The organism is Actinacidiphila epipremni (genome assembly GCF_012034175.1).
In the GTDB taxonomy this organism is placed as follows: Bacteria; Actinomycetota; Actinomycetes; order Streptomycetales; family Streptomycetaceae; genus Actinacidiphila; species Actinacidiphila epipremni.
In genome coordinates this window covers 67,002-85,776 of record NZ_JAATEJ010000013.1, presented here as the reverse complement: position 1 = coordinate 85,776, position 18,775 = coordinate 67,002, and the positions used below count along the sequence as shown (strand labels likewise).

1 protein-coding gene is annotated in these 18,775 nt (G+C 77.1%); it reads right to left on the bottom strand.

Going from position 1 to position 18,775, the window contains the following annotated elements:
• Positions 1-93: 93 nt before the first annotated feature.
• Positions 94-18,774: a type I polyketide synthase gene (locus HCN08_RS17625; RefSeq protein WP_167984067.1), complete on the bottom strand. Its 18,681-nt coding sequence runs from the start codon at positions 18,772-18,774 to the stop codon at positions 94-96.
• Position 18,775: the final 1 nt, after the last annotated feature.

Genomic DNA, 18,775 nt, shown 5'->3' with positions numbered 1-18,775 from the left:
CCGGTCCTCGTTCGTCGTCATGGGTGGTCCTCAACTCTCCTTGTCGGACGGGACATGTCCGGGATCGCGTGGGCGAGGCGGAGCGGATCGGGGTCAGTCGGCGCCGAGTTGGCCGTCGATGAGGTCGAACAGTTCGTCGTCGGAGGCGGCGGTGAGCAGGTCGGTGCCGGGCGCGGGGGCGGCGCCCGGCACGGTGCCGGGCAGGGCGCCGGGGCTCAACCGGCCCAGTACCGCCGCGAGTCGGGCGGCGAGCCGGCCCCTGTCCTCCTCGTCGAGGTCGGCGCCGGTGACGGCGGCCTCCAGGTCCGTCAGGTGCGCGAGCGCCGCGGAGGCCGCGCCGGGCAGCCGGTCGGACAGCTCGCCGTGCAGGTGCGCGGCGAGCGCGCTCGCCGTGGGGTGGTCGAACAGCACGGTGGTGGGCAGCCGCAGGCCCGTCTCGGCACCGAGCCGGTTGCGCAGTTCCACCGCGGTGAGCGAGTCGAAGCCGATGTCCATCAGGCCGCGGTCGGCGGGCACGGTGCGGTTCGGGGCGTGGTGCAGCACCTCGGCGATCGTGCCGCGCACCAGGTCGAGCGCGACCCGCGGCTGGTCCGCCGGCGCGGCCTCGGCGAGCTTGCGCAGCCACGGCAACGTCGCGGCTGCCGCCGGGCTTTGTCCGGTGCGGGCCTGCGGTGCGGCGGCCGGCTGCGGAAGCCGTACCAGCGAGCGCAGCAGCACCGGTACGCGCGCCGGGTCGCCGGCCGCCCGCAGCGCCGCGGTCTCCAGCTGCACCGGCACCGTCACCGGCAGCCCCGAGGCCAACGCGGCGTCGAACAGGGCGAGTCCGTCCGCCACGGTCAGCGGTGCGATGCCCGTCCTGGCGATACGGGCCAGGTCCGCGGGGCTGAGGGCGCCGCCCATGCCGTCCTCGGCCTGCCACAGGCCCCACGCGAGCGAGGCGGCGGGCAGCCCGCGCGCGTGCCGGTGCTCGGCCAGTGCGTCGAGATAGGCGTTCGCCGCGGCATAGGGCGCCTGCCCGGCGTTGCCGACCAGGCCGGCGACGGACGAGAAGAGCACGAACGCCCGTATGCCGGGGGCGGATTCGGCGGTGAGCTCATGCAGCAGCCACGCGGCGTCCGCCTTGGCCCGCAGCACCTCGCCGACCGCGTCCTCCCCGACCGAGCTCAGCGTCGCGTCCCGGGTGACCCCGGCGGCATGCACGACACCGGTGAGCGGGCGTTCGGCGGGGATGCCGCGGAGCAGGGCGCCGAGTGTGTCGCGGTCGGCGGCGTCGCAGGCGGCCAACTCGGCGTGTGCGCCGAGCGCGTGGAGCCGGTCGAGGAGTGCGGCGGCGCCGGGTGCGTCCGGCCCGCGGCGGCTGGTGAGCAGCAGGTTCCGCACGCCGTGCCGGGTGACCAGGTGCTCGGCGACGAGCCCGCCGAGCGCCCCGGTGGCGCCGGTGACGAGCACGGTGCCGTCACCGAAGACGCCGGTGGCGGGCGGGGTGTCGTCGGGGTCGCGCGCCTCGGGCGTGTCACCGGCCATCGGGGCGGTGTCGGGGGCGGCCGTCGCCGCCGTGCTCGGGGTAATGGTGACGGGCGATGGGCCGTCGGCGGGCAGCGCACCGAGGGCGCTGGTCTCCGCCGGGGTACTGGTCGCAGAGCCGGGCCCGGCGAGGGGCGTCGGGCCGGCGGGAGTGGGCACCCGGGTCAGCCGGGGGACCAGCACCCTCCCCGCGCGGAGCGCGAGTTGGGGCTCGGCGGTGGTGAGGGCCGGGGGGAGGGCAGGGGCCGTGGGGGTGTCGGTGTCGGCCAGGACGAAGCGGCCGGGGTGTTCGGTCTGGGCCGTGCGGACCAGGCCCCAGACGGCGGCGTGGCCCAGGGCCTCGACGGGCTCGCCGGGCGTCGTGGCGACCGCGCCCGTGGTCAGGACGACCAGCGGGGTCTGTGCCGACTCGTCCTCGATGCGTTCCCGCAGCGCGGCCAGGACGCCGAGGACCGCCGCGTGCGGGTCGTGCGCCCACTCCTCCGCCATGTGCAGCACGTCGTACGCGGGGGCGGGCGCCGCTGCGTCCGCGGTGACCGGGGTCCACTCCACGTGGTGCAGCGGCCGGCCGGACGCCGGCAGCGCCGGGTCGGCCTCGCGGATCGCCAGGGCCGCGACGGACAGCACGGGCGTGCCCTCCTGGTCCGTCACCTCCAGCGCCACGGCCTCCTGCTCGCCGTCCGGCACCGGGGTGAGCCGCACCCGCAGCGGGCCGTGCGCCGCCGCCCGGTGCTGCCGTACGCCGTGCCAGGCGAACGGCACCCGCAGCCCGCCGCCCGGCCCCGGGCCGTCCAGCGCCAGCGGGTGCAGCGCCGCGTCCAGCAGTGCCGGGTGCAGCAGGAAACCGTCACCGGCCGCCGGCAGCGCGACCTCGGCGTAGTGCTCCCCGCCGGCCCCGCGCCACGCGGCCCGCAGCCCGCGGAAGGCCGGCCCGTACGCGTAACCGAGCGCGGCCAGCCGCTCGTACGCGTCCGCGACCGGCACGGCCTCGGCCCCCTCGGGCGGCCACTCCCCACCGTCCGCCGCGGGCTCCGCCTCGTCCTCGGGGCCCACGACACCGCTCGCGTGCACCGTCCACTCGCCGCCGTCCTCGCGGCCGTGCACGGTCACCGTCCGCAGGCCGTCGCCGTCCGGGCCGCCCGGGCCGTCCACCGTCACCTGGAGCAGCACCGAGCCGAGGTCCGGCAGCAACAGCGGCGCGTGCAGGGTCAGTTCGTGCAGCACCGGCACGTCCGAGCGGCGGGCTGCGTGCAGGGCCAGGTCCAGCACGGCCGTCGCGGGCAGCACCGCCGCACCGGAGACCGCGTGGTCGGCCAGCCACGGGTGCGCGGCCAGGGAGAGCCGCCCGGTGTGGACCGTGCCGGTGCCGCCGGCAAGTTCGACGGCCGCGCCGAGCAGCGGGTGGCCGGTGTCCGCCAGGCCCACCGCGTCGATGCCGCCGCCGCGCGGCGCGGGTGCGTCGAGCCAGTAGCGCTCGCGCTGGAAGGGGTACGTGGGCAGGTCCGCGCGCTCGCCCTCGCCGTGCTGGGCCCGCCAGTCGATGCCGGCGCCCGCCGCGTACAGTCCGCCGAGCGCGGCGGAGAAGGCCGCGCCTTCCGGGCGGTCGCGCCGCAGCAGCGGCAACAGCGGTGCGGACGCGCCCACTTCGGCCAGTGTCTCCTCGGCCATCGTCATGAGCACCGCGTCCGGCCCGATCTCGACGTACGCGCCCACGCCGTCCTCGTGCAGCGCCCGCACCCCGTCGGCGAAGCGCACCGCCTGCCGGATGTGCCGCACCCAGTAGTCGGGGGAGGCCAGTTCGTCCGCGGTCGCGATCCGGCCGGTGACGTCGGAGACGAACGGCAGCCGTGGCGCGGAGACGTCGATCCCCGCGACGACGTCGCGGAAGTCGGCGAGCACCGGCTCCATCAGCGGCGAGTGGAAGGCATGGCTGACCGTCAGCCGCCGGGTGCGGGCGCCTTCCGCCCGGGCCCGCTCGGCCACCGCGAGCACCGCGTCCTCGGCGCCCGAAACCACCGTCGCCCGCGGCCCGTTGACCGCCGCGATGCCCGCCCGGTCCGCGTAGCCCGCCAGCAGCGCCGCCGCCTCGTCCTCGCCGACCGACAGTGCCACCATCGCGCCGCCCGGCGGCAGTTGCTGCATCAGCCGGCCGCGCGCGGCGACCAGCCGGGCCGCGTCCGGCAGTGTCAGCGCGCCCGCCGCGTACGCCGCCGCGATGGCACCCACCGAGTGGCCGAGCACCGCGTCCGGCCGCACCCCGCGCGTGGCGGCGAGCCGCAGCAGCGCCACCTGGTGTGCGAAGAGCGCCGGTTGGGCGTAGCCGGTGCGGTCCAGCACCGGCTCCGCGCCGGGGGAGCCGAAGACCACGTCCCGCAGCGGCCGGTCCAGGTGCGGGTCGAGCGCCGCGCACACCTCGTCGAACGCGGCGGCGAAGTCACCGTAGGAGTCGTACAGTTCGTGCCCCATGCCGAGCCGCTGGCTGCCCTGCCCGGTGAAGAGGAAGGCCACCCGGGGCGCCGCCCCTGAAGTGGTTCCGCGGATCAGCCCGGGGGCCGTACCGCCGTCCTCCAGGGCGGCCAACGCCCGTACCACCGCCGGGACATCGGCGCCCGCCGCGATCGCCGCCCGGTGGGCCAGCCCTGCCGCCGCCCGGCCGGCGGACGTACGGGCCAGCGCCGCCGCGTCCAGCTCGGGCCGGGACTCGGCCAGGGAGCGCAGCTGGGCCGCCCGGGAACGCAGCGCCTCCGCCGAGTGCGCGGCGAGCACCACCACCGGATCGGCCACCGGCCGCCCCGGCTCCCGCTCGTCCGCGGTTGCCGGGAAGTCGCCCTGCTCCAGCACCACATGCGCGTTCGTGCCGCTGATGCCGAACGACGACACCGCCGACCGGCGCGGCCGGTCCACCTGCGGCCACGGCGCCTGCTGCGTCAGCAGCTCCACCGCGCCCGCCGCCCAGTCGACGTGCGGCGTCGGCTCGTCGACATGCAGGCTGCGCGGCAGCACACCGTGCCGCATCGCCAGCACCGACGTGATGACGCCCGCGACGCCGGCCGCGGCCTGCGTGTGCCCGATGTTCGACTTCACCGACCGCAGCCGCAACGGCCGCTCCGCAGGCCGGCCTTGGCCGTACGTCGCGAGCACCGCCTGCGCCTCGATCGGGTCACCGAGCGTCGTCCCGGTGCCATGCGCCTCGACGGCGTCCACGTCGGCGGGCGCCAGCCCCGCGTCGGCGAGCGCCGCGCGGATCACCCGTTGCTGGGCAGGGCCGTTGGGGGCGGTCAGCCCGTTCGAGGCGCCGTCCTGGTTGACCGCGGAACCCCGCACCAGCGCCAGCACTTCGTGGCCGTTGCGGCGGGCGTCGGACAGCCGCTCGACGAGCAGCAGCCCGGCACCCTCGCTCCAGCCGGTGCCGTCGGCCGCCGCCGCGAACGGCTTGCAGCGGCCGTCCGCGGACAGCCCGCGCTGCCGGCTGAACTCCACGAACGTGGCCGGGCTCGCCATCACCGTGACACCGCCCGCGAGCGCCAGGTCGCACTCACCGGCACGCAGCGACCGCGCCGCCAGATGCAGCGCCACCAGCGACGACGAGCACGCCGTGTCCACGGTGACCGCGGGCCCCTCAAGACCGAAGGTGTACGCGACCCGGCCGGACGCCACGCTGCCCGCGCTGCCGCTGACCAGGTAGCCCTCGACGCCGTCCGGGGCCTGCCCACCCTGGTGCAGCCGCGCCCCGTAGTCGTTGTACATCACGCCCGCGAACACTCCGGTCCGCGAGCCCCGCAGCGTGTGCGGGTCCACCCCCGCCCGCTCGAAGGCTTCCCACGCGGTCTCCAGCAACAGCCGCTGCTGCGGGTCGGTCGTGAGCGCCTCCCGCGGGCTCATCCCGAAGAAGTCCGGGTCGAAGTCCGCGGCGTCGTGCAGGAATCCGCCGTGGCGGGTGTACGAACTGCCCGTCCGCGCGCCCTCCGGGTCGTACAGCGTCCGCAGGTCCCAGCCGCGGTCGGCCGGGAACTCCGAGACCGCGTCCACCCCGTCGGCCACCAACTGCCACAGGTCCTCGGGCGAGCGCACCCCGCCCGGATAGCGGCAGGCCATCGCCACGATCGCGATGGGGTCCGTGTCACGAGGGACCGCGGCGGAGCCGGGGGCCACCGACTTGCCCTCGGCGGCGGTGAGTTCGGCGGGCAGTTCGGCCAGCAGCTGCTCCGCGAGCGCCACCGGCGTCGGGTGGTCGAAGACCAGCGTGGTCGGCAGCCGCAGGCCGGTCGCCGCGCCGAGCCGGTTGCGCAGGTCGACCGCGGCGAGCGAGTCGAAGCCCAGGTCGGTGAACGCGCGGCCGTCCGCGACCGCGCCCGCGTCGCTGTGGCCGAGCACCGTCGCGGCCGTCCGCCGCACCAGGTCCAGCACCAGCCGCCGCGCCTCGGGCCGGGCGAGCCCCGCCAGCCGCTCCGCGAACGAGCCCTCCCGCCGCGTTCCCGCCGCGGCGGCGGTGCGCCGCACCGGGCGGGCCCGCATCAGCGAGCGCAGCGGCGCAGGAGGCGCCGGGTCCGCCGCGGACAGCGCGGCGGTGTCGAAGGCCGAGGCGACGAGCACCGCGGGCCCATCGGCGCCGAGGGCCGCGTCGAAGTGGCGCAGCGCCTGCTCCGCGGGCAGCGGCGCGATACCGGTCCGCCGCAGCCGCGCCAGGTGGGCCGCCGACAGCTCCGCGCCCATGCCGTCGAGGCCCTGCCACAGCCCCCACGCCACCGACCGCGCCGGCAGCCCGAGCCCGCGCCGGTGCTCGGCCAGCGCGTCCAACGCGGCATTCGCTGCCGCGTAGTTGGCCTGCCCGGCGGTCCCGGCGACACCGGCGACGGAGGAGAAGAGCACAAAAGCGGCGAGGTCGCTGCCGCGCGTCAACTCGTGCAGATGCTGCGCCGCGTCGGCCTTGGCGCTCAGCACATGTGCCAGCCGGCCGGGGGTGAGGTCGGTGAGCAGGCCGTCGTCCAGCACGCCCGCCGCGTGGACGACACCGGTCAGGGGGCGTTCGGCGGGGACGGCGCCGAGGAGCGCGCCGAGCGCGTCCCGGTCGGCGGCGTCGCAGGCCGCCAACTCGGCGTGCGCGCCGAGCGCGTGGAGCCGGTCGAGGAGTTCGGCTGCGCCGGGTGCCTCCGGCCCGCGACGACTGGTGAGCAGCAGGTTCCGCACGCCGTGCCGGGTGACCAGATGTTCGGCGACGAGCCCGCCGAGCGCCCCGGTCGCGCCGGTGACCAGCACCGTACCGGCGCCGAAGACACCGGGCCCGGCAGGCGTGGCGGCCGTCCTCGCCAGCCGGGGGACCAGCAACCGGCCGTCACGCAGCGCCAGTTGCGGCTCACCCGAGCCGGCCGCCGCCCCGAGTGCCGCCTCGGACGCGGCCGTACCGTCGGTGTCGACCAGCACGAACCTGTCCGGGTATTCGCTCTGCGCGGTACGCACCAGGCCCCACACCGCAGCCGCCGCCGTATCCCGTACACCCTCACCGCCGAGGGCCGCGACGGCATGCGAGGTGACCAGGGCGAGCGTGCCCTCCGCACCGTCCGCCAGCCACTCCTGGACGTGCGCCAGCGCGCTGCCCGCAGCCTCGGCGGGGGAGCCGGCCGCCCCGATACGGACCAGGCGCGCGGCGGGTGCGGCCGGGGCGGCTGCGGGGCCGGCCGCGACCCAGGCCACCTCGTACAGCGGGCTGCCACCGCTCGCGGCGGCCAACGCGCCCTGCGGCAGCGGTCGCAGCGCCAGCCGGTCGACCTCGGCGACGGTGCCGCCCGCCGGGTCGGCCAGCAGCACCGCCACCGCGTCACCGCCCGGCACCGGCGCCAGCCGTACCCGCAGCGACGTCGCGCCCACCGCGCGCAGCCGCACGCCCGACCACGCGAACGGCAGCCGCACGCCGCCGTCGCCCTGGAGCGGCAGCAGATGCAGCGCCGCGTCCAGCAGCGCCGGGTGCAGGGCGAAACCGCTTGCGGAGTCGGCCAGTTCGTCGGGCAGCCGCACCTCGGCGAAGAGCGTGCCGTCGGCGGCCCGCCATGCGGCGGCGAGGTTGCGGAAAGCCGGACCGTAGCCGTAACCGAGCGCGGCGAGGTCCGCGTACGCCTCCGCGACCTCGACCGGCCGCGCCCCGGCAGGCGGCCACGCACCCAGCGGCGCCGCTCCCACCGGCTGCGGTTCGGGGCCGAGCAGGCCCGCGGCGTGCCGCTCCCAGGGCGCGTCGTCGGCGGGCCTGGCGTGCACGGAGAACGGCCGGCGGCCGTCCTCGTCCGCCGCGGACACCGCGACCTGGAGCGCCACCGCCCGGTCGGCCGGCAGCACGAGCGGCGCCTCCAGCGCCAGTTCCTCGACGGCCGGCGCGTCCGTGTGGCCCGCGGCCTCCAGCGCCAGGGCGACGAGCAGCGCGCCCGGCACCAGCGGCACCCCGTCAACCGCGTGATCCGCCAGCCACGGCAGCCGGTCGCGCCCCACCCGCGCCGAGAACAGCAGCCCGCCGTCCTCCGCGAGCTCCACCGGCTCACCGAGCAGCGGCCCGGCGTCGTCGTCCGCGGTGGCGCTCAGCCAGTAGCGGCGCCGCTGGAAGGCGTATGTCGGTAGATCGACAAGGGGATACGGGGCCGGGAGCGTGCCGCTGAAGTCCACGGCCACGCCCGCGACATAGGCCGCCGCGACGGCAGCCAGGAGGCTCGCCGACTCGGACTTTTTGCGGCGCAGCAGGGGGACGGCGTCCGGGGTGTGCGAGGTGAGGGCGGCGTCGGGGCCGATCTCCAGGGTGACGGCGGGGTGGTGCTCGGCGGTGAGGGCCTGGACGGCGTCGTGGTAGCGGACGGTGCCGCGGATGTGCGCGGTCCAGTAGTCCGCGGCGGTGGGGTCGCCTCCGCTGACGAGAGGGAGGACGGGCGGCCGGTAGTCGACGGTCCCGGCGACGGCGCGGAAGTCGTCGAGGACGGGCTCCATGTGGGGGGAGTGGAAGGCGTGGCTGACGGTGAGGGCGCGGGTGCGGCGGCCGAGCGCGGCGAAGTGCTCGACGATGCGCCGGACAGCAGCCGGATCACCGGAAACCACCAGGTTGGTAGGGCTGTTGACGGCCGCGACGGAGACGGCCGTCTCGTCCAGCAGCGGCCGGACCTCGTCCTCGGTCGCCTCCAGCGCCGTCATCGCACCGCCGGGCGTTGCCGCGCCCATGAGCCGGGCCCGCGCGGCGACGAGCCGGGCGGCGTCCGGGAGGGTCAGAACGCCGGCAATATGTGCAGCCGACAGCTCGCCCAGCGAGTGCCCGGCGAGCACGTCGGGCGTGATGCCCCAGCTCTCCAGCAGCCGGACAAGGGCGACTTGGAGCGCGAAGAGCGCGGGCTGCGCATATTGCGTCCGGTCAATGGCCTCGTCCCCGTCCAGGACCAGCTCGCGCAGCGCCCGGTCCAGGTGCGGGTCGAGGGCCGCGTAGACCTCGTCGAACGCCGCCGCGTACGCCGGATACGCCTCGTACAACTCCCGCCCCATGCCCGGGCGTTGACTGCCCTGGCCGGAGAAGACGAACGCCACCCCGCCGGACGCGGCGGCCTGGCCGCGTACCACCGCCGGGTGGTCCTCGTCCGCGGCCAGGGCCGCCAGGGCGGCGAGCCGGTCGGCAGCGGAGTCCGCGAGGACGACGGCCCGGTGCTCCAGGGCCGCGCGGCCCGTTGCCAGAGTGCGGGCGATCTGCGCGGCGGGGAGTGAGGGTTCGGCCTGGGCGTGTGCGTGCAGGCGGGCCGCCTGGTCGCGCAGGGCCTCGGGGCTGCGGGCCGACAGCGGCCACGGGGTGAGGCGGTCGGCGTGCGGCTCGGGAGCGGATTCGGCGTCCGCCGGGGGCTGTTCGAGGATGACGTGGGCGTTGGTGCCGCTGATGCCGAAGGAGGAGACGGCGGCGCGGCGGGGGCGGTCGTCCGGCGTGGTCCATTGCCGCGCGTCGGTGAGCAGCCGGACGGTGCCCTCGGACCAGTCGACGTGCGGTGTCGGCTCGTCAATGTGCAGCGTGCGCGGCAGCAGGCCGTGCCGCATGGCCTGGATCATCTTGATGATGCCGCCGACGCCCGCGGCGGCCTGCGTGTGGCCGATGTTGGACTTGAGCGAGCCCAACCACAAAGGTTCCGCGCGGCCTTGACCGTAGGCGGCGATGAGCGCCTGCGCCTCGATCGGGTCGCCGAGCTTCGTGCCGGTGCCGTGCGCCTCGACGGCGTCCACGTCGGCCGGGCCGAGGGCGGCCTGCGCGAGGGCCTGGCGGATGACGCGTTCCTGGGAGGGGCCGTTGGGCGCGGTCAGGCCGTTGGACGCGCCGTCCTGGTTGACCGCCGAGCCGCGCACGACGGCCAGCACGCGGTGGCCGTTGCGTTGTGCGTCCGACAGCCGCTCCACCAGGAGCAGGCCCACGCCCTCCGACCAGCCGGTGCCGTCCGCGCCCGCCGCGAAGGACTTGCAGCGGCCGTCCGCGGAGAGCCCGCGCTGCCGGCTGAACTCGACGAAGGTGTCCGGCCGCGCCATCACCGTGACGCCGCCGGCCAGCGCGAGGTCGCACTCGCCCTGCCGCAGCGCCTGCGCGGCCAGGTGCAGCGCCACCAGCGACGACGAGCAGGCGGTGTCCACGGTGACCGCCGGGCCCTCCAGGCCGAAGGTGTAGGCGAGCCGGCCCGAGATGACGCTGGAGGTGTTGCCGGTCAGCAGGTAACCCTCCAGCTCCGCGGGGGCCTTGGCCACGCGCGAGCCGTAGTCGTTGTACATGACGCCGGCGAAGACGCCGGTCCGCGAGCCGCGCACCGCCGTCGGGTCCAGCCCGGCGCGCTCGAAGGTCTCCCACGCGGTCTCCAGCAGCAGCCGCTGCTGCGGGTCCGCCGCGACCGCCTCGCGCGGGCTGATCCCGAAGAACTCCGCGTCGAACTCGCCTGCGCTGTAGAGGAATCCGCCTTCGCGGGAGTAGGAGGTGCCGATGTGGTCGGGGTCCGGGTCGTACAGGCCGTCCAGGTCCCAGCCGCGGTCGTCGGGGAAGGGCCCGATGGCGTCGCCGCCGGACGCGACCAGCTCCCACAGCTCCTCGGGGGAGGTGACGTCGCCGGGGTAGCGGCACGCCATCCCGACGATGACGACCGGGTCATCCTGGACGCCGGCCGCCGTCGCCACCGCGGCTGCCGTGTCGGCCCGGTCCGCCCCGGGGAGCAGGGTGAGCAGGTGGGCCGCCAGGGACCCGGGCGAGGGGTGGTCGAAGACGGCCGTGGCGGACAGCCGCAGGCCGGTCGCCGCGGCGAGGCGGTTGCGCAGGTCCACGCCGGTGAGGGAGTCGAAGCCGAGCTCCTTGAACGCCCGGCCGGTGTCGATGGTCGCCGGTGTCGCGTACCCGAGCACGGTCGCGACCGTGCCGCGTACCAACTCGCGTACGGCCCGGGTCCGTTCGGCGACCGGGAGGCGGGCGGTCCGGCCGGCCCAGGAGCCGTCGGCGGCTGGCACGGCGGCGGTGGCGGCCCGGCGGCGCGGGGCCCGTACGAGATCGCGCAGCACGGCGGGCAGCGGGCCCGCCACGGCCCGGGTGCGGAGGGCGGCGCGGTCGAGGCGCACCGGGACGAGGCTCCCGGCGGCGCCGGCCGCGAGGACCCGGTCCAGCAGCGCGAGGCCCTCGTCGGTGCCCTGCGGCAGCAGGCCCGAGCGCGCCCAGCGCTCCCGTTCGGCGCCGCCCAGCCCCGACGCCATGCCGTCGGCGTCCGCCCACAGCCCCCAGGCCAGCGACACCGCGGGCAGCCCGCGGGCCCGCCGGTGCGCGGCGAGCGCGTCCAACGCGGCGTTGGCGGCGGCGTAGTTGGCCTGCCCGGCAGTGCCGGTCACACCGGTGACGGAGGAGAAGAGCACGAAGGCGGCCAGCTCGGGCGCCAACTCCTGTGTCAGCTCATGGAGATGGTGCGCGGCGTCCGCCTTGGGCCGCAGCACCGCGTCCAGCCGCTCGTCGGTCAGCCCGGCGACGGTGCCGTCGTCCAGCCCGCCCGCCAGGTGGAACACCGCGCCCAGCGGCGGCCCTTCGTGCACCGCCTGCGCCAGGACGTCCGCCAGGGCGCCCCGGTCGGCGACATCGACGGCCGCGAAGGTGGCCCGGACCCCGAAGCCGCGCAGCTCGTCCGCGAGTTCGCCGGCGCCGGGCGCGAGCGGGCCGCGCCGGCTGAGCAGCAGGAAGTCCCGCACTCCGTGCCGCTCGGCCAAGTGCCGTACCAGGCGCCGCCCGAGCCCGCCGGTGGCGCCGGTGACCAGTACCCTCCGCCCGGTGAAGCCGCCCTCCGCGGCGGAGGCCATGGGCGCGGCGACCAGCCGGGGCACGTACAAAACCCCGCCCCGCGAAGCCAGTTGGGGCTCGTCCGGCAGCGCGGCGGCCAGTGCCGGCAGGGCGTCGAGGTCGTCGGTGTCCGCGACGGCGAACCGGTCCGGGTGCTCGGCCTGCGCCGAGCGGACCAGGCCCCACACCGCCGCGGCCCACGGGTCGGCGAGCGTGTCCCCCTCGACCGCGGCGACGGCGTCCCGGGTGAGCAGCAGCAGCCGCGCGTCCGCGTACCGCTCCTCCGCGAGCCAGTCCCGTACCAGGCCCAGCGCGAAGCCGGCGGCGCCGCGCCCGGGCGGTACGGGCACGGCGACGACCGGCGGGACGTCGGCGGGCAGCTCGGCCGGCCCGGCGACGAGAACGGCACCGGCACCGGCCGGCCCCGACGCCGCCGGCGAGCGCAGCGGTACCCACGCCACGCGGTGCAGGTCACCGGCGGGCGCGCCGGCCCCCGACAGCCGCGCCGGGTCCGCCGGGAGCAGCGTCAGGGCCTCGACGCCCAGCACCGGCTGCCCCGCCCCGTCCCACGCCGTCAACGCGTCGCCGGACCACCGCACCCGCAGCGCGTCCGCGCCCGTCGCCGACAGCTCGACACCCGACCAGGAGAAGGGCAGCGGCAGGCCGCCCGCCGCCCCCTCGGCGGCGCGGGCCACCAGCGGGTGCAGGGCCGCGTCCAGCAGCGCCGGGTGGACCAGATACCCCGCGGCCTCCCGGGTGTCGGGCAGCGCCAGCTCCGCCGCCAGCTCGCCCTCACCCAGCCGCCACGCGGCCCGGACACCGCGGAAGGCCGGCCCGTACGCGTAGCCGAGCGCGTCCAGCGACGCGTACAGCTCCTCGACGTCCACCGGCTCCGCCCCCGGCGGCGGCCACGCCCCCGCCGGGCCCGGCGCGGCAGCGGTGCCGGGCGCGAGCGTCCCCGACGCGTGCCGGGTCCACTCGCCGCCCTCCGCCCGCGCGTGGACGCCCACCGCCCGGCGGCCGTCCGGCCCGGCGGCGGACACCGCGACCTGCACCTGCACCGCGCCCCGCGCCGGCAGCACCAGCGGCTCCTCCAGCGTCAGCTCCGCCACCCGCGGCGCCCCGGCCTGCTCGCCCGCGGCGAGCGCGAACTCCACGAACGCCGTGCCCGGCAGCAGCACCGCGCCCAGGATCGCGTGGTCCACCAGCCACGGCTGCGCGTCCCGGGAGAGCCGCCCGGTGAGCAGCAGCCCGCCGTCCTGCGCCTGCTCGACCGCCGCCGCGAGCAGCGGATGCCCCGACGCGTCCAGCCCCAGCCCCTGCGCGCCGGCCCCCGCCGCGGCCGGCCGCAGCCACAGGTGCTGCCGCTGGAAGGCGTACGTGGGCAGGTCCTGTACGACCGGGTGCCCGGCGCCGGCCGGGCGGGGCGGCGCGAAGGCCGCCGCGAGGCCGAGCGCGAGGGTCCGCGGCTCGGGCCGGTCCCGGCGCAGCAGCGGGATGGCGTCGGGGGTGTGCGGGGTGAGGGCGGCGTCCGGGCCGATCTCCAGCGTGGCGGCGGGGCGGTGCTCGGCGGTGAGGGCCCGGACGGCGTCGTGGTAGCGCACGGCCCCGCGGATGTGCGCGGTCCAGTAGGCGGCGCTCGTCGGGTCGCCGCCGCCGACCAGCGGGATACGAGGCGGCCGGTAGTCGACGGTCTCGGCGACCGCCCGGAAGTCGTCGAGCACCGGCTCCATGTGGGGGGAGTGGAAGGCGTGGCTGACGGTGAGGGCGCGGGTGCGGCGGCCGAGCGCGGCAAAATGGTCGGCGATGCGCCGCACGGCGTCGGCGTCGCCCGAAACCACCAGGTCCGAGGGGCTGTTGACCGCGGCGATCGAGACCGCGGATTCGTCCAGCAGCGGCCGGACCTCGTCCTCGGTCGCCTCCAGCGCCGTCATCGCGCCACCGGGGACGGCCGCGTACATGAGCCGCCCGCGCGCGGCCACGAGGCGGGCCGCGTCGGGCAGCGTGAGAACGCCGGCAATGTGCGCAGCCGACAGCTCGCCCAGCGAATGGCCGGCGACGACGTCGGGCGTGATGCCCCAGCTCTCCAGCAGCCGGACAAGGGCGACTTGGAGCGCGAAGAGCGCGGGCTGCGCATACCGGGTCTGGTGGATCGACTCGTCGCCGTCGAGGACGAGTGGGCGCAGCGGCCGGTCCAGGTGCGCATCGAGGGCCGCGCAGACCTCGTCGAAGGCCGCCGCGTACGCCGGATACGCCGCGTACAACTCCCGCCCCATGCCGGGCCGTTGGCTGCCCTGGCCGGAGAAGACGAAGGCCCTGCCGCCGCGTGCCCGGGTGCTCGGCACGGCCGCCGGGTGATCGGCGCCCTCGGCCAGGGCGGCGAGCGCGGCCAGCGCCTCGTCGCGGTCGTCGGCCAGGACCACCGCCCGGTGCGCCAACTCCGCCCGCCCCGCGGCCAGGACGCGCCCGACGAGCCCCGCGTCCACCGCCGGCCGCTCCGCCACGTACGCCCGCAGCCGCGCCGCCTGGGCCCGCAGCGCCTCCGGGCTGTGCGCCGAGAGCGGCCACAGCGCCGGTGCGACCGGCACCGGGTCCGACTCCCGCTCCTCCACCGGCTGTTCGACGATGACGTGCGCGTTGGTGCCGCTGATGCCGAAGGACGACACGGCGGCCCGCCGCGGCCGGTCGTCCGGCGTCGTCCAGGACGTGTCCTCGGCCAGCAGCCGGATGTTGCCCGCCGTCCAGTCCACATGCGGGGTCGGCGCGTCCACATGCAGCGTGCGCGGCAGCACGCCGTGCCGCATCGCCAGCACCATCTTGATGAGCCCCGCGACCCCCGCCGCGGCCTGCGCATGCCCGATGTTGGACTTCAACGAGCCCAGCAGCAGCGGCCGTTCGGCCGGCCGGTGCTGCCCGTACGTCGCGAGCAGCGCCTCCGCCTCGATCGGGTCGCCAAGTCGCGTGCCCGTGCCGTGCGCCTCGACGGCGTCCACGTCGGCCGGATCGAGCGCGGCCTGCGCGAGCGCCTGGCGGATCACCCGCTCCTGGGACGGGCCGTTGGGCGCGGTCAGGCCGTTGGACGCGCCGTCCTGGTTGATCGCCGAGCCGCGGACGACGGCCAGCACGTGGTGGCCGTTGCGTCGTGCGTCCGACTGCCGCTCCAGCAGCAGCAGGCCCGCGCCCTCGGCCCACGCCGTGCCGTCGGCCGCCGCGGCGAAGGGCTTGCAGCGGCCGTCCGCGGAGAGCCCGCGCTGCCGGCTGAACTCCAGGAACATGCCCGGCGTCGCCATCACCGTGACGCCGCCCGCGAGCGCCAGGTCGCACTCGCCCTGCCGCAGCGCCTGGGCCGCCAGGTGCAGCGCCACCAGCGACGACGAGCAGGCCGTGTCCACGGTGACCGCCGGACCCTCAAGACCGAAGGTGTACGCGACCCGGCCCGACGCGACGCTCGCCGTACTGCCGGTCAGCAGATAGCCGTCGAAGCCCTCGGCCGGTTCGTGCAGCCGCGGCCCGTAGTCCTGCGCCGTCGCGCCGACGAAGACGCCGGAGCGCGTGCCGCGCAGCGAGTCCGGGGCGATGCCGGCCCGCTCGAAGGTCTCCCACGCGGTCTCCAGCAGCAGCCGCTGCTGCGGGTCCATCGCCTCGGCCTCGCGCGGGCTGATCCCGAAGAGCGCCGGGTCGAAGGCGCCCGCGTCCCGCAGGAAGCCGCCCTCGCGGACGTACGCGGTCCCCGGGTGGTCCGGGTCCGGGTCGTAGAGGGCGTCCAGGTCCCAGCCGCGGTCGTCGGGGAAGGGCCCGATGGCGTCGCCGCCGGCCGCGACCAGCTCCCACAGCTCCTCGGGGGAGCTGACGCCGCCCGGGTAGCGGCACGCCATCGCGACGATGACGACCGGGTCGTCGCCGGCCGCCGCCACGGCCCCCGCCGCCCGCGCGCCGCCCGGCCGCGCCTCGCCCGACAGCCGCTCGCGCAGCAGCCGTACGACGGCCTCGGGCGTCGGGTGGTTGTAGACCAGCGCCGACGGCAGCCCGACCCCGGTGGCCTCCTGGAGCCGGTCGCGCAACTCGACGGACGCGAGCGAGTCGAACCCCAGGTCCTTGAAGGTCCGTTCGGTGTCCACGGCCTCGGCGGTCACATGCCCGAGCACGATCGCCGTGTGCGTACGGACCAGGTCCAGCAGCGCCGCGGGCTCGGGCGCGGTGGGCGCGGGGCTCTCGCCGGCCTCGGGCACCGCCTGCGGCCGTCGCACCGGCGCCGGGGAGGCCGCGACGGAGTCCAGCCAGTAGCGCTGCCGCTGGAAGGCGTACGTCGGCAGGTCCACCGGCCGGCCGCCCCGACTGCCCAGCAGCGCCGCCCAGTTCACCGCCGCACCCCGGACATGCGCCGCCGCGAGGGCGCGCAGCACGGTCTCCGGCTCGGCCTTCTTGCGGCGCAGCAGCGGGACGGCGTCGGGGGTGTGCGGGGTGAGGGCGGCGTCCGGGCCGATCTCCAGCGTGGCGGCGGGGTGGTAGCGGGAGGTGAGGGCCTGGACGGCGTCGTGGTAGCGGACCGTGCCGCGGATGTGCTCGGTCCAATACGCGGCGCTCGTCGGGTCGCCGCTGGTGAGCAGCGCGATACGGGGTGCCCGGTAGGCGACGCCCAGGGCCGCGACATGGAAGCGGTCCAGGACCGGCTCCATGTGCGGGGAGTGGAAGGCGTGGCTGACGGTGAGGGCGCGGGTGCGGCGGCCGAGCGCGGCAAAATGCCCGGTGATGCGCTGCACGGCCTCCGGGTCGCCGGAAACCACCAGGTTCGAGGGGGTGTTGACGGCGGCGATCGAGACGGCGGTCTCGTCCAGCAGCGGCCGGACCTCGTCCTCGGTCGCCTCCAGCGCGGTCATCGCGCCGCCGGGCGTGGCCTCGCCCATGAACCGGGCCCGGGCGGCGACCAGTCGGGCCGCGTCCGCCAGGGTGAGCACGCCCGCGACGTGGGCGGCGGTGAGCTCGCCGAGGGAGTGCCCGGCGAGGACGTCGGGCGTGATGCCCCAGCTCTCCAGCAGCCGGACAAGGGCGACTTGGAGGGCGAAGAGCGCGGGCTGGGCGTATTGCGTCCGGTGGATCGACTCGTCGCCGTCGAGGACGAGTGGGCGCAGCGGCCGGTCGAGGTGCGGGTCGAGGGCCGCGCAGACCTCGTCGAACGCCGCCGCGTACGCCGGATACGCCTCGTACAACTCCTTGCCCATACCGGGGCGTTGGCTGCCCTGCCCGGAGAAGACGAACGCCACCCCGCCGGACGCGGCAGCCTGGCCGCGTACCACCGCCGGGTGCGGTCGCCCCTCCGCGAGCGCGTCGAACGCCTCGCCCGCCGCCGCGTGGTCGGCGGCCAGCACGACGGCCCGGTCGGCGAAGTGCGTACGGGTCGCGGCCAGCGCGTAGGCCGCGTCCACGGCCCGCTCGCCGCCCCGCTCCTCGCCGCGCTCCCCGGCACCGGGTTCCGTGGCCGAGCGCACCCGGTCGCGCAGCCGCGCCGCCTGCCCGCGCAGCGCCTCGGCCCCGCGCCCCGAGACCAGCCACGGCAGCAGCCCGCCCTCGCCCGCGCCCTCCTGCGCGGTCCCACCCGCCGCCGAGCCGGCCGCCGCGGACCCGCCCGGGCCCGGGGAACCCGCCGCGACGACGTCGGCGGTCACCGACCCCACCACCACATGGCAGTTCGTGCCGCCCATCCCGAACGAGCTGACGCCCGCCAGCAGTTGCCCGTCCCCGCGCGGCCAGCTCCTGGTCTCCGTGACGACGTCCAGCCGCAGCTCGGCCAGCGGGATCGTGGCCGGCGGCGTCCTGAAGTGCAGGCTCGCCGGGATGCGGCCGTGCCGGACGGCCAGCGCGGTCTTGAGCAGCCCCACCAGGCCCGCGGCGCCCTCCAGATGACCCACGTTCGTCTTGACCGAGCCCACCAGCAGCGGGTCGCCGGCATCCCGCCCGGCGCCCAACGCGGCGCCGAGCGCGGCGGCCTCGATCGGGTCGCCCACCGGCGTTCCGGTGCCGTGCAGTTCGACGTACTGCACCGACGCGGGCGAGGTGCCCGCGCGGCGGTGGGCGGCGCGCACCACGTCCTCCTGGGCGGCCCGGTCCGGCACGGTCAGGCCCGGCGTCGCACCGTCGTTGTTGACCGCGCTGCCCAGCAGCGTGCACAGCACCCGGTCGCCGTCGGCGAGCGCCGCCGCCAGCGGCTTGAGGACCAGCGCGACGCCGCCCTCGCCCCGCACATAGCCGTTGGCGCGCTCGTCGAACGTCCGGCACACACCGTCCGGCGACAGCGCGCCGAAGACCGCGCTCGCGGCCGAACTGTCCGGACCCAGAACGAGGTTGACGCCGCCGACGATCGCCAGGTCCGACTCGCCGCGGCGCAGGCTCTCGCACGCCAGGTGCACCGCGACCAGCGAGGACGACTGCGCCGAGTCCACCGTCAGGCTCGGGCCGGCCAGCCCCAGCACATACGACAGCCGGTTGGCCAGCACCCCGCGCGCCAGTCCCGTCATCGCGTGCCGGCCGAGCGCGGCGGCGCCGGCCCGGTGGTGCAGGGCCGCGTAGTCGTCCCACAGCGCGGCGGTGAAGACGGCGGTGCGTGTGCCGGCGAGCGCGGCGGGCACGATGCGGGCGTTCTCCAGCGCCTCCCAGCCCAGTTCGAGCAGCAGCCGCTGCTGCGGGTCGGTCGCGGCGGCCTCGCGCGGGCCGATGCCGAAGAACTCGGCGTCGAAGCGGTCGACCTCGTCGAGGAAGGCGCCGCGCCGCGGGCCGTCGCCCAGGTCGCGGCCGGCCGGGGCCTCGCCGACGGCGTCCCCGCCGCGTACCAGCAGCTCCCAGAAGGCCGCGACGTCCGGCGCCCCGGGCAGCCGGCACGCGGCACCCACGACGGCGACCGGTCCGACCCCGGCGGAGGACGATCCGGCGGGCGACTGCGAACGGGCTGCGGGATCTGTGCGCATC

Coding starts and splice junctions, on each gene's coding strand:
- HCN08_RS17625 (WP_167984067.1), bottom strand. CDS start 18,774: ATGCGCACAGATCCCGCAGCCCGTTCGCAGTCGCCCGCCGGATCGTCC.